The organism is Rhodopseudomonas pseudopalustris (genome assembly GCF_900110435.1).
GTDB classification, from domain to species: Bacteria; Pseudomonadota; Alphaproteobacteria; order Rhizobiales; family Xanthobacteraceae; genus Rhodopseudomonas; species Rhodopseudomonas pseudopalustris.
Genome location: NZ_FODT01000005.1, coordinates 328,385 through 341,712, shown reverse-complemented (window position 1 = coordinate 341,712; position 13,328 = coordinate 328,385). Strand labels below are relative to the sequence as shown.

At 64.6% G+C, this 13,328-nt stretch carries 12 protein-coding genes; 10 read left to right on the top strand and 2 right to left on the bottom strand.

Annotated elements, in window-relative coordinates:
• Nucleotides 1–64 precede the first annotated feature (64 nt).
• Nucleotides 65–1,333, top strand: a complete 1,269-nt coding sequence (locus BMY71_RS12645; RefSeq protein WP_011503269.1) for a lipoprotein-releasing ABC transporter permease subunit — start codon at nt 65–67, stop codon at nt 1,331–1,333.
• 10 nt (nt 1,334–1,343) lie between these two features.
• On the top strand, nt 1,344–2,042 hold the full coding sequence (locus tag BMY71_RS12640; RefSeq protein WP_092684116.1) for an ABC transporter ATP-binding protein: 699 nt from the start codon (nt 1,344–1,346) through the stop codon (nt 2,040–2,042).
• 58 nt (nt 2,043–2,100) lie between these two features.
• On the opposite strand, the gene BMY71_RS12635 is transcribed toward BMY71_RS12640, so the two are convergent.
• Both BMY71_RS12635 and BMY71_RS12630 read right to left on the bottom strand, forming a co-directional pair.
• Nucleotides 2,101–2,358 (bottom strand): DUF3551 domain-containing protein, encoded by a 258-nt coding sequence (locus BMY71_RS12635; RefSeq protein ID WP_092684225.1) that lies wholly within the window; start codon nt 2,356–2,358, stop codon nt 2,101–2,103.
• Between the two features lie 29 nt (nt 2,359–2,387).
• Nucleotides 2,388–2,627, bottom strand: a complete 240-nt coding sequence (locus tag BMY71_RS12630; protein WP_092684114.1) for a DUF3551 domain-containing protein — start codon at nt 2,625–2,627, stop codon at nt 2,388–2,390.
• Between the two features lie 288 nt (nt 2,628–2,915).
• Between BMY71_RS12630 and BMY71_RS12625 the strand changes: the two genes are divergently transcribed.
• The 8 genes from BMY71_RS12625 (at nt 2,916) to BMY71_RS12590 (ending at nt 13,323) form a co-directional block, all read left to right on the top strand.
• Nucleotides 2,916–3,485: a TetR/AcrR family transcriptional regulator gene (locus BMY71_RS12625; RefSeq protein WP_041805343.1), complete on the top strand. Its 570-nt coding sequence runs from the start codon at nt 2,916–2,918 to the stop codon at nt 3,483–3,485.
• A gap of 74 nt (nt 3,486–3,559) precedes the next feature.
• Nucleotides 3,560–4,639: a 23S rRNA (adenine(2503)-C(2))-methyltransferase RlmN gene (rlmN, locus tag BMY71_RS12620; protein WP_092684112.1), complete on the top strand. Its 1,080-nt coding sequence runs from the start codon at nt 3,560–3,562 to the stop codon at nt 4,637–4,639.
• A gap of 493 nt (nt 4,640–5,132) precedes the next feature.
• The gene (gene dnaE, locus BMY71_RS12615; RefSeq protein WP_092684110.1) at nt 5,133–8,588 is read left to right on the top strand and encodes a DNA polymerase III subunit alpha; all 3,456 of its coding nucleotides are present in this window, start codon (nt 5,133–5,135) and stop codon (nt 8,586–8,588) included.
• Between the two features lie 208 nt (nt 8,589–8,796).
• Nucleotides 8,797–9,792: a 30S ribosomal protein S2 gene (locus tag BMY71_RS12610; protein WP_011503262.1), complete on the top strand. Its 996-nt coding sequence runs from the start codon at nt 8,797–8,799 to the stop codon at nt 9,790–9,792.
• A 183-nt stretch (nt 9,793–9,975) separates the two neighbouring features.
• Entirely contained in the window at nt 9,976–10,902 is a 927-nt protein-coding gene (tsf, locus tag BMY71_RS12605) for a translation elongation factor Ts (RefSeq protein WP_011503261.1), read from the top strand.
• A 72-nt stretch (nt 10,903–10,974) separates the two neighbouring features.
• Nucleotides 10,975–11,691: a UMP kinase gene (pyrH, locus tag BMY71_RS12600; protein WP_092684108.1), complete on the top strand. Its 717-nt coding sequence runs from the start codon at nt 10,975–10,977 to the stop codon at nt 11,689–11,691.
• A 52-nt stretch (nt 11,692–11,743) separates the two neighbouring features.
• Complete coding sequence (frr, locus tag BMY71_RS12595; protein ID WP_011503259.1) at nt 11,744–12,307, top strand: ribosome recycling factor; 564 nt, start codon at nt 11,744–11,746, stop codon at nt 12,305–12,307.
• Nucleotides 12,308–12,564: 257 nt separating this feature from the next.
• Nucleotides 12,565–13,323 carry an isoprenyl transferase gene (locus BMY71_RS12590; RefSeq protein WP_011503258.1) on the top strand — a complete coding sequence of 253 codons (759 nt, stop codon included), beginning with the start codon at nt 12,565–12,567 and terminating at the stop codon, nt 13,321–13,323.
• Nucleotides 13,324–13,328 lie beyond the last annotated feature (5 nt).

Sequence of the window (13,328 nt, the reverse complement as noted above, 5' to 3'; positions counted from 1 at the left end):
TATCCACCGGGGGCTCGGCTAGAATTAGCCTGAATCGTGTGAAATTCGGAGCCTGGATCACAGCATGACCGAGCCTGTTCGAACTCCTCCTTTCGCGCCATTCGAATGGCTCCTGTCCGGGCGCTATTTGCGTGCGCGTCGCCGTGAGGGGTTCATCTCGGTGATCGCCGGCTTCTCGTTCCTCGGCATCATGCTCGGCGTCGCCACGCTGATCATCGTGATGGCGGTGATGAACGGCTTCCGCAAGGAATTGCTCGACAAGATTCTCGGCCTCAACGGCCACCTGTTGGTGCAGCCGCTGGAAAGCCCGCTGACCGACTGGAAGGACGTCGCCGATCGCATCAGCGGCGTGCAGGGCATCAAGCTCGCGGCGCCGGTGATCGACGGCCAGGCGCTGGCGTCGTCGCCGTTCAACGCCTCGGGTGTGCTCGTGCGCGGCATCCGCGCCGACGACCTCAACAATCTCTCCTCGATCGCCAACCACATCAAGCAGGGCACGCTCGAAGGCTTCGACGACGGGCAGGGCGTCGCGATCGGACGCCGGCTGGCCGATCAGCTTTCGCTGCACGCCGGCGACAGCGTCACCCTGGTCGCGCCGCGCGGCGCGGTGACGCCGATGGGCACCACGCCCCGGATCAAGCCGTACAAGATCACCGCGGTGTTCGAGATCGGCATGTCGGAATATGACTCGACCTTCGTGTTCATGCCGCTGAAGGAAGCGCAGGCCTATTTCAACCGTAACAACGACGTCACCGCGATCGAGGTCTACACCACCAATCCGGACCGGATCGACGCGTTCCGCAAGAGCGTGACCGAGGCTGCAGGGCGGCCGGTGTTTCTGGTCGACTGGCGGCAGCGCAACTCGACCTTCTTCAACGCGCTGCAGGTCGAACGTAACGTGATGTTCCTGATCCTGACATTGATTGTGCTGGTGGCGGCGCTGAACATCGTTTCCGGCCTGATCATGCTGGTGAAGGACAAGGGCAGCGACATTGCGATCCTGCGCACCATGGGCGCGACGCAGGGCTCGATCATGCGTATTTTCCTGATCACCGGCGCAGCGATCGGCGTGGTCGGCACGCTGTGCGGCTTCGCCGTCGGTCTCCTGATCTGCATGAACATCGAGTCGATCCGGCAGTTTCTGTCCTGGGTCACCAACACCGAACTTTTCTCGCCGGAGCTGTATTTCCTGTCCAAGCTGCCGGCCGAGGTCGATTTCGCCGAGACCAGCGCGGTGGTGATCATGGCGCTGACGCTGTCGTTCCTCGCGACGCTGTATCCGTCGTGGCGCGCGGCGCGGCTCGATCCCGTCGACGCGCTTCGGTACGAGTGAGGCGCGGATCATGGAGCAGGGCGCGGAAGACATCCCGGTTGTCTACCTTCACGACATCAAGCGGCAATACACGCAGGGCGAAGCCACGCTGACGATCCTCAACGGCGCCAAGCTGGCGCTGTGGGCGGGGCAATCGGTGGCGCTGGTCGCACCATCGGGCTCCGGCAAGTCGACGCTGCTGCACATCGCCGGCCTGCTCGAGCATCCGGATGAGGGGGAGGTCTATGTCAGCGGCGCCGCGACCACGGCGCTGACCGACGCCGAGCGCACCCAGATCAGGCGCACCGACATCGGCTTCGTCTACCAGTCGCACCGGCTGCTGCCGGAATTCACCGCGCTGGAAAACGTGATGATGCCGCAGATGATCCGCGGCCTGAAGCGCAGCGAGACGGTCAGCCGCGCCAAGGAGATCCTGGCCTATCTCGGCCTCGGCGACCGCATCACCCACCGGCCGTCGGAATTGTCGGGCGGCGAGCAACAGCGCGTCGCGATCGCGCGCGCGGTTGCCAATGCGCCCCGCGTTCTGTTCGCCGACGAGCCGACCGGCAATCTCGACCCGCACACCGCCGATCACGTTTTCAAGGCGCTGACGCAGTTGGTGAAGGCGACCCAGGTGGCGATGCTGATCGCTACCCACAATATGGAGCTGGCGGGCCGGATGGATCGCCGGGTATCGATCGAAGACGGCGTCATCATCGAACTGGAATAGTGCCGGTCGCATCCAGCGCCGCGCCGGATTCGCCTTCGCAGCCAGCGGGTTTGTCGGCTCAACGCTGCTGGTGATGTCGCCGGTGAGGGCGCGTCTTCTTGCGTGGCTCCGGGGCTTTGTACCACGGATTGACGATGCACTCGGCGGCGCGTCCCGAGGCCGACATCCGGCACTGCGGGATCGAGGTGTAGCTGCACTCGTCGTACCAGTCGCGGTAGTTGTGGTAGACCCGCAGGCAGACCGGATAGTCCCGCGCCTCGGCGATTCCGGTGAGCCCGAGCAAAGCGAGCATCCCGACCAGCAATGGTTTGCGCATCTTGAACTCCGTCTGATCTGCCGCCGCGCTCAACGCGCGCGATGCCGGCGCGTCGGCTCGGCGGGCGGCTGATACCATGGATTGGTGACGCATTGACCGGCGATGCCCTGTGCGCTCGGCCGGCATTGCTCGATCGAGGTGTAGCGGCACTGGTCGTAACGCACCGGGCCATAAATCCGCAGGCAGACCGGATAGTTGTCGTAAGGCTGAGCGGCGGCCGCGGCCGGCGCGGCGAGGACGGCCAGCAGGATCAAGGGCAGGGTGCGCATCGCATTCTCCCGTTCAACTGATGGTCGCCGTGGCCGATCACCGATCGATGGCGGTGGCACGGCGAGACTGAGCATGTCCGCGATGGCGGTGTGGCGGCTTCGATTTCACCCAGCAACTCGTGCTCCCGGTGCAGGTTCCCGTCAAGGCGCGGATTGGCGGCGCGCGATTCCGCGACCAACCGTTGATCGGGAAGCCATTGCCGGATGGCTGCGCGGTGTACACTGCGACCGAGATTCTGGCCTCAGGCGAGCATCGCCAAATCCTGCGGATCCGAAAGCGACACTCGAATGCCCCGACCGAAACTGCACAGCGACGACGACATTCTCGACACGGCCCAGCTTGTGCTGCTGCGACAGGGGCCATCCCACTTCACGCTGTCCGATGTCGCCAAGGCCGTCGGAATCTCCAGGGCCGCGCTGATCCAGCGCTTCACCGACAAGGCGACGCTGCAACGCAGGATCATGGAACGGATGACGCAGGAGGTTCGGGACTACTTCGATGCCGCGCCATCGCATACCGGGCTCGCGCCGCTTTGGACCATGCTCAAGGACCTGATCGGCGGAATGGGAAGCGGTGAGGATGCTGCCGGCCATCTGCTGTTGTATTGGGGGGACACCCAGGAACCGGCACTTCGGGCGCTGGCTCTCGAGCGAAACGAGTTGGTTCGCGGGGCGATTGAGCGACGTCTCCCATCGGAGCCGCACAACCCGGAACAGGCATCCGGGTTGGTCCAGGCTGTCATTCAGGGGGCCTGCATGCAGTGGCTGATCGCCCGAAACGGACCGCTTGACGCGTTCATGACGGAGCAGACCCGACAGGTTCTGAGCGTTCTCTACCCCGGTCATACGTTCGAATAGGACGCGTTTCATTCTGGCTTGTTTATAACCGTCGCGACGGTTATAAACATCCCGCTACCGCAGCGGGGTCCAGGATGGCAAGCGCACAACGACATTCGACGCCAGATCTGGTCCGCCAGCGCAACCCGGCCGGGGTGTCCGGGCTCTCGCTCGGTCTGACCTCGTCCGAGTTCGCCGGCTTGCATGAAGGTGCTGTCCCCGACGTCACTTACCGGGAGCTGTTCTTCCCTCATGCCGATCCTCCGCGCCGATTGCAGAATTGGGCCCGGTCTCGCGGGGTCCGGCTTCGCACCCTGACCAGGATCGGACGGGACCAGGGTGGCCGCTCTGAAAAGATGCTGTTCGGGCTTCACGACGGCTATGCCGTCGAGAGTGTTTTGATCCGGCGTTTCGATGGCCACACCGCCTGCATTTCATCGCAGGTCGGTTGCGCATTTGCCTGTCGCTTCTGCGCGTCGGGCCAAGCCGGATTGATGCGCAATCTCGAAGCGGGTGAGATCGTCGAGCAGGTCGTCCGCCTCGGGCCAAAGGTCAACCGCATTGTCTTCATGGGAATCGGCGAGCCGCTCAACAACTACCAACAGGTCCTCAAGGCCATCAGGATCCTGCGAGACCGGCAGGGGATGAACTTCCCCACGACCGGCATCACATTGTCGACGATCGGCATTCCGAAGGCGCTGAAGCAACTGCGCGAGGAGCATCTGGCGATCAATTTGACGATCTCGCTGCACGCGACAACGCAGGAGGTTCGCGACCGCCTGATTCCGGGAGCGCGGAAGCACCCTCTTGGTGAAGTGGTCGAACGCGCGTGCGCTTGGGCGAGGCGGCACAATCGGCCGGTGACGTTCGCCTATCTGGTCCTGCCGGGCATCAACGACAGTATCGCAGATGCAAGGCGCCTTGCGGCGATGCTGCGGGATTCTCCGGCCCGCGTGAATCTGATGAGATGGAATCCGGTCGACGGCGTCGGGTTGCAAAGAACGCCCGATCGAAGCCTCGCGCATTTCAGGACGACGCTCGAAAATGCGCTTGTTCCCGTCGTCGTGCGGGATACCCAGGGTCGCGACATCTCCGCGGCCTGCGGCCAGCTCTGGCTGCGCGATCTCAAGGGCCTTCCGGTCGGAAACCGACCTCGGCAAGGCCGGATGACGTGATCGCGGCTCGTATTTTTCCGCTGGGAACGCCGGATCGCGATTGAGGCAGCGCCAAACGTTGGAAGGTCGTGCGGCGTCGATTAACCACGGCGCATGGTTCGGGATGATTGTCAGCTTCGTCCAGATACCGCTGCTTGACGATCGAACATAAAGAGAACATTGTTCTGCTTATGTTCACGTGTCCAGGGAGCGGACGATGTTGAAGATCTTCATCCAGGAAGCTGCAGCGCTGACGTCGATTGCTTTGTTCATCGGGATGGTGGCGGTTTGGGCTCAGGTGCTGCCGCAGCTCTGAATGCAGCGGCGGGGAGCGCTGCGCCAACTACGGGGAGCGCTGCGCCGATAGCGGGGATAAGGTTGCCCGACTGACTTGCGCGGCCGCGTCGGTCGGACCACCATTTCGGTCGAGTCGGCTGCGCTCCGCGCGCCGGCCCTCCACCTTCACCGCTGATCGCCCCCACGATTTGCCGCCCGATCGAGAGCCGCCACGCCGATGAGCAATGCCGGATTCGTCCATTTGCACGTTCACTCGGCCTATTCGCTGCTGAAGGGCTCGATGAAGATCGCGCGGCTGGCGGAACTTGCCAAAGCCGACCACCAGCCGGCGCTGGCGTTGACCGACACCGATAACATGTTCGGCGCGCTGGAATTCTCCGATAAGCTCGCCGGCAGCGGCATCCAGCCGATCGTCGGCCTCGAGCTCGGGATCGATTTCGGCGACCAGGACCCGAACTCGCGCAACACCGCGGTGGCGGCGCCGTCGCGGATCGTATTGCTGGCGACGCGCGAGCGCGGCTATCGCAGCCTGATGCGGCTGAATTCGCGGGCGTTCCTCGAAACCCCGGTGAACCAGCCGCCGCACATCAAGTTCGACTGGCTCGACGGCGAGACCGAGGACGTGATCGCGCTGACCGGCGGGCCGGACGGGCCGATCTCGCTGGCGATGCTGACCGATCCGGCGCTGGGACGGCTGCGCTGCGAGCGGCTGGCGCAGGCGTTCGGCGACCGGCTCTATATCGAGCTGCAGCGCCACAACACCGATTTCGAGCGCCGCGCTGAAGCAGGGCTGATTGACGTCGCTTACGACATGGGGCTTCCGCTGGTCGCCACCAACGAGCCGCATTTTGCGACCTCCGATGATTTCGAGGCGCACGACGCGCTGCTGTGCATCGCCTCCGGCAAGCTGATCGCCGAGACCGATCGCGTCCAGCTCACGCCCGACCACCGCTTCAAGACCCGCGCCGAAATGGCGGTGCTGTTCGCTGATCTGCCGGAGGCGCTGGCCTCCACCGTCGAGATCGCGCAGCGCTGCGCCTATCGGCCGCTGACCCGCAAGCCGATCCTGCCGCTGTTCACCGTCGGCGCCAGCGTCAACGACGCCGAGGAGGCGGCGGCTGCGGAAGCCGCCGAACTGCGTCGCCAGGCCGAGCAGGGGCTCGCCGACCGGATGCGCATCCACGGCCTGTCGCAGGGCATGTCCGAGGAGGACTATCGCAAGCGGCTCGCCTTCGAGCTCGATGTCATCACCCGGATGAAATATGCCGGTTACTTCCTGATCGTGTCCGACTTCATCAAATGGGCCAAGGCGCACGGCATTCCGGTCGGCCCGGGCCGCGGCTCCGGCGCGGGCTCGCTGGTGGCGTATTCGCTGACCATCACCGATCTCGATCCGATCCGCTTCGGCCTGCTGTTCGAGCGCTTCCTCAATCCCGAACGCGTGTCGATGCCGGACTTCGACATCGACTTCTGCCAGGACCGCCGCGGCGAAGTGATCGAATATGTGCAGCAGCGCTACGGCCGCGATCAGGTCGCCCAGATCATCACTTTCGGTACGCTGCAGGCGCGCGGCGTGCTGCGCGACGTCGGCCGCGTGCTGCAGATGCCGTACGGGCAGGTCGACAAGCTGACCAAGCTGGTGCCGCAGAATCCAGCCGCGCCGGTGTCGCTGAAGCAGGCGATCGAAAGCGAGCCGAAGCTGCAGGCCTTTCGCGACGAAGACCCGGTGGTGGCGCGCGCCTTCGACATCGCGCAGAAGCTCGAGGGCCTGACCCGCCACGCCTCGACCCACGCCGCCGGCATCGTGATCGGCGATCGGCCGCTCAGCGATCTGGTGCCGATGTATCGCGATCCCAAATCCGATATGCCGGTGACCCAGTTCAACATGAAATGGGTCGAGCCGGCGGGTCTGGTGAAGTTCGACTTCCTCGGCCTCAAGACGCTCACCGTGCTCGATGTCGCGGTGAAGCTGCTCAAGCAGCGCAATATCCATATCGATCTGGCGACGCTCGGGATCGAGGACGCTCCGAGCTATCAGATGTTGGCGCGCGGCGATGTGGTCGGCGTGTTTCAGGTTGAAAGTCAGGGCATGCGCCGCGCGCTGGTCGACATGCGCCCCGACCGCTTCGAGGACATCATTGCGCTGGTCGCGCTGTATCGCCCGGGTCCGATGGCGAACATCCCGACCTATTGCGCGCGCAAGCACGGCGACGAGGAGCCGGAATATCTGCATCCGATGCTGGAGCCGATTCTCAAGGAGACGTTCGGCGTCATCATCTACCAGGAACAGGTGATGCAGATCGCGCAGGTGATGGCCGGCTATTCGCTCGGCGAAGCCGACCTGCTGCGCCGCGCGATGGGCAAGAAGATCCGCGCCGAGATGGAGAAGCAGCGCGCGATCTTCGTCGAGGGCGCCACCAGAAACGGCGTGCCCAAGGACGCCGCTGACACGATCTTCGATCTGCTGGCGAAGTTCGCCGACTACGGCTTCAACAAGAGTCACGCGGCCGCCTACGCGCTGGTGTCGTATCACACCGCCTATATGAAGGCGCATTATCCGGTCGAGTTCATCGCGGCGTCGATGACGCTCGATCTCAACAACACCGACAAGCTGTCGGAATTCCGCGCCGAGGCGCAGCGACTCGGTATCAAGGTCGAAGCGCCCTCGGTCAATCGGTCCGGCCCGACCTTCGAGGTCGGCGAGAATACGATCTACTACGCGCTCGCTGGCCTGAAGGGCGTCGGCCAGCACGCGGTTCAGATGATCGTCGAGGCGCGGGGCGACAAGCCGTTCAGCTCACTCGCGGACTTCGCCGCCCGGGTCAATCCGCGGGCGATCAACAAGCGGGTGATCGAAAGCCTCGCGGCCGCCGGCGCGTTCGACTGCCTCGATCCCAATCGCGCGCGGGTGTTCGCCGGCGCCGACGCGATCATCGCCGCCTGCCAGCGCAGCCACGAGGCGGCCACCAGCGGCCAGAACGACATGTTCGGCGGACTTGCGGATGCGCCATCGATCGTGCTGCCGCAGGTCGAGCCGTGGCTGCCGGCGGAGCGGCTGCGGCGCGAATACGACGCCATCGGTTTCTTCCTGTCCGGTCACCCGCTCGACGACTACGCCACCGCGCTGAAGCGGCTGCGGGTGCAATCCTGGTCGGATTTCTGCAAGGCGGTGAAGTCGGGCGCGACGGCGGGGAAGGTTGCGGCCACGGTGGTGTCGCGGATGGAGCGCCGCACCAAGACCGGCAACAAGATGGGGATCATGGGCCTGTCCGACCCGACCGGCCATTTCGAGGCGGTGCTGTTCTCCGAGGGGCTCGCGCAGTATCGGGAAGTGCTGGAGCCGGGCGCCGCGGTGCTGCTGCAGCTCGGCGCCGAGCTGCAGGGCGAGGACGTTCGCGCCCGCGTGCTGCACGCCGAGCCGCTCGACGCTGCTGCCGCCAAGACCCAGAAAGGGCTGCGGATTTTCCTGCGGGACACCAAGCCGCTGGATTCGATCTCGAAACGGCTGCAGCCGCCGGAGACCAAGGTCGCGGGAGGCAATATCGCCCTGGTGCTGCGGCTCGACCCGCAGACCGAGGTCGAATTCGAAATTCCCGGCCGGTTTCAGGTGTCGCCCCAGATCGCCGGGGCGATCAAGGCGGTGATCGGGGTCGAGCACGTCGAGACGCTCTGAGTCCGGTCGCTGCTGAAAGCTTGCCCGACCCGTCGGCGGGAGGGGCGGAATTCCTTGCTTTGCTGGGGAATCCGGCTATAACCCGCGCCATCTCACACGGAAGCATGGCTTAAACGCCGTCCGGTGGCACCGGGCCGGAAGGCAGGATTGTCCTGTCCCAACGCCCCTTGCTCACACGCTTCCGGAGGAACAACCGGAGAATAAACCTATGGCGATTCCTGAATTCACGATGCGTCAGTTGCTCGAAGCTGGCGTGCACTTTGGTCACCAGTCGCACCGCTGGAATCCGAAAATGGCTGAGTACATTTTCGGCGCCCGCAACAACATCCACATCATCGATCTCGCCCAGACCGTGCCGTTGATGCATCGCGCGCTGCAGGCGATCAGCGACACCGTCGCCAAGGGCGGCCGCGTCCTGTTCGTCGGCACCAAGCGGCAGGCGCAGGACGCCGTCGCCGACGCCGCCAAGCGTTCGGCGCAGTACTTCGTCAATTCGCGTTGGCTCGGCGGCACGCTGACCAACTGGAAGACGATCTCGGGCTCGATCAAGCGGCTGCGTCATCTCGATGACGTGCTGAACTCGGGCGACGCCAGCGCCTACACCAAGAAAGAGCGGCTGACGCTGCAGCGCGAGCGCGACAAGCTCGACCGCTCGCTCGGCGGCATCAAGGACATGGGCGGCCTGCCGGACCTGATCTTCGTGATCGACACCAACAAGGAAGACATCGCGATTCAGGAGGCCCAGCGCCTCGGCATCCCGGTCGCGGCGATCGTCGATACCAATTGCGATCCGAAGGGCATCACCTATCTGGTCCCGGGCAATGACGACGCCGGCCGCGCCATCGCGCTGTATTGCGATCTGATCGCGCGCGCGGTGATCGACGGCATTTCGCGCGCTCAGGGCGATTCCGGCATCGACATCGGCGCGGCTTCGCGTCCGCTGCGCGAGGATCTGCCGGCTGCGCAGGCGACCGGCTTCCAGGGCCTGTCGGGTCCGCGCGGTACCCCGGATGATCTCAAGAAGCTCACCGGCGTGTCCGGCGATATCGAGAAGAAGTTCAACGACCTCGGCATCTTCCACTACTGGCAGTTCGCCGAGCTCGACCATGACACCGTGCTTCAGATCGGCGAAGAAGTCGGTCTGCCGGGCCGCGCCGACGGCTGGGTCGCCCAGGCCAAGGGGCTGACCGCCGAGGCGGAGTAATGCGAGACGCTGCGGCCGGTCCGTCCGGCCGCAGCTTCGTCCATTGATCGACAGCATTTCCGGCAAGTCGAATTCCAAGGCGCCGGGGAAATGTTCCGGTCGTCGAAATCTGTGATGAATTCCTGATCGCGTGCCGCGGGCTCCAGCCGCGCGGTGCGCCCTGACAGGCAAAGGACTACGAGCATGGCAACGATTACTGCAGCGATGGTCAAGGAGCTGCGTGAGACCACTGGCGTCGGCATGATGGACTGCAAGCAGGCGCTGGCCGAGAACGACGGCAACATGGAAGCCGCGGTCGACTGGTTGCGCAAGAAGGGCCTGTCGAAGGCCGCCAAGAAGGCCGGCCGCGTCGCTGCCGAAGGCCTGATCGGCGCGCTGACCGACGGCACCAAGGGCGTCGTGATCGAGGTCAATTCCGAGACCGACTTCGTCGCGCGCAACGAGCAGTTCCAGGGCCTCGTCAAGATGATCGCCCAGGTCGCGCTCAAGGTCGGCGCCGACGTCGACAAGATCAACGCCGCGCCGGTCGGCTCCTCGACGGTCGCCGGTGCGATCTCGGATGCGATCGCCACCATCGGCGAGAACATGACGCTGCGCCGCGCCGCCGCGCTGGAAGTCACTCAGGGCGTCGTGGCGAGCTACATCCACAACGCGGTGATCGACGGCGCCGGCAAGATGGGCGTGATCGTCGCGCTCGAATCGACCGGAAAGGCCGACGAACTCGGCGTGCTCGGCCGTCAGCTCGCGATGCACATCGCCGCCACCAATCCGCAGGCGCTCGATCCGGCCGGGCTCGACCCGGAGGTCGTCCGCCGCGAGCGCGAGGTGATGGCCGACAAGTATCGTCAGCAGGGCAAGCCCGAGAACATGATCGAGAAGATCGTCGAGAACGGCCTGAAGACCTACTACAAGGAAGTCTGCCTGCTCGAGCAGGCCTACATCCACGACGAAAAGGGCAAGGCCGTCGGCCAGGCGGTGAAGGATGCCGAGGGCAAGGTCGGCGCGCCGATCAAGATCACCGGCTTCTTCCGCTACGCGCTCGGCGAAGGCATCGAGAAGCAGACGTCGGACTTCGCGGCGGAAGTCGCGGCGGCCAGCGGTCAGAAGTAATCGCTTTCGATATGACGTACTCCCGGCCGCTCGGGCCGGGAGCTTAAACCCACCGAGGGGCGCGACCGCATCATGGGTGAGCCGATCTATCGTCGTGTGGTCGTCAAGTTATCGGGCGAGTATTTCGCCGGTCCCCAAAGCTACGGCATCGATCAGTCCACCATCGATCGCGTCGCCGGCGATTTGATCGCGGCGCGCGGTCTCGGCGTCGAGATCGCTGTCGTGGTCGGCGGCGGCAATATCTTCCGCGGCGTCGAAGTCTCCGCGCGGGGCGTGTCGCGACCGACCGGCGACACCATGGGGATGCTGGCGACGGTGATGAACTGTCTTGCGCTCGGCGAGGCGCTGCAGCGCCACGGCCAGAAAGCGCGGACGCTGTCATCCTTCGTGATGCCGCAGGTCTGCGAGCTCTACACCCGCGCAGCCGCGCAGCAGACGCTGGGCGAGGGCGGCATTGCGCTGCTCGCCGGCGGCACCGGCAATCCGTTCTTCACCACCGACACTACCGCTGTCCTGCGCGCCGCCGAGATCGGCGCCGACGCGGTGCTGAAAGCGACCAATGTCGATGGGGTCTATAGCGCCGATCCGAAGCGCGATCCGAAGGCGACGCGTTTCGAGCGGCTGACACATTCGGAAGCGCTCGCCGGCGGCTACAAGGTCATGGATGCGACTGCTTTCGCGCTTGCCCGCGAAACCTCGCTGCCTATCATCGTGTTCTCCATCGCCGAGCCGGGTTCGATCGGGACCGTGCTGGGCGGCGCGGGCAGGGCCACTGTCGTGGCTGGCTGATACGCGGCCGCCATGGCGATGATGGATTGAAATTCTGGAAGGAGTGACTGGCATGCAGTCCGAAAAATTCGATATCAATGAAGTGAAGCGCCGGATGCACGGCGCGTCCCAGGCTTTGCAGCACGAACTCGGCGGTCTGCGCACCGGCCGCGCCTCGGCTTCGATGCTCGAGCCGGTTCAGGTCGATGCCTATGGCACCCACATGCCGCTCAATCAGGTCGCCACCGTCTCGGTGCCGGAGCCGCGATTGCTGTCGGTTCAAGTGTGGGACAAGTCGATGGTCAAGGCGGTCGAAAAAGCGATCGTCGATTCCAACCTCGGCCTCAGCCCCGCGACCGAAGGGCAGGTGCTGCGGCTGCGGATTCCCGAACTGAACCAGGACCGCCGCAAGGAGCTGGTGAAAGTCGCGCACAAATATGCCGAAGCCGCGCGCGTCGCGGTCCGTCACGTCCGCCGCGACGGGCTCGACATCATCAAGAAGCTCGAGAAGGCGCACGAAATTTCCGAGGACGATCAGAAGCGTCTCGACCATGAAGTGCAGAAGGCCACCGACGCCACAATTTCCGAGATTGATCAGTTGCTCGCAAACAAGGAAAAAGAAATCCTGACCGTCTAGCTTTCTGCTTCGGTGCTGATCCGGCCGGCGCAGGAAGCGAACATGCCACGGGGCTGGGCGGCGGTCGGATGTCCGGGACGTGCCTTTGCTGCGATCGCTGCCCCAGCGAGGCATTCGCTAATGCGCGAGAATCAGGCCTAGTGCGATGACGGCGGCATCGAGTCTTGTGATTGAGGCCGCTATAACTTATTGATCTGGAAGAATTTCTGGCGGCGAACGGGTACTTCTTCGCGGGATGACGCTTCGGGAATTGACCTATGTCGAAAGCTGCCGCCACCGCGACCGACCGATCGGATCCTCCCGTCATACCTGCGCATGTCGCCATCATCATGGACGGCAACGGCCGCTGGGCCGCAGCGCGCGGCCTGCCACGCGCCGAAGGTCACCGCCGCGGCGTCGAGGCGCTGCGCCGCGTCGTCCGGGCGGCGAATGAAATCGGCATCCAGTACCTCACCATCTTTTCGTTCAGTTCGGAGAACTGGGCTCGGCCAGCCACTGAGATCGGGGATCTGTTCGGGCTGCTGCGCCGGTTCATCCGGAACGATCTGGCATCGCTGCACCGCGATGGCGTGCGTGTTCGGGTGATCGGGGAGCGCGACCGTCTGGACCGGGACCTGTGCGCGATGCTCGACGAGGCCCAGGAACTGACCCAGAACAACACCAAGCTCAATCTGGTGGTCGCTTTCAATTACGGCTCGCGGCAGGAGATCGCCAACGCCGCGCAGCGGCTGGCGCGCGAGGTTGCCGAAGGCAAGCGTGATCCGGCGACCATCGATATCGAGACGCTCGGCCGCTACCTTGACGCCCCCGACATTCCCGATCCCGACCTGATCATCCGCACCAGCGGAGAGCAACGATTGTCGAATTTCCTGATGTGGCAGGCGGCGTACAGTGAACTGGTGTTCGTGCCGATCCACTGGCCGGACTTCGACAAGGCCGCGCTGGAAGGCGCGATCGCCGAATATGCCCGGCGCGAGCGCCGTTTCGGCGGCTTGGCCGCAAAAACAGGATCGTGACACGC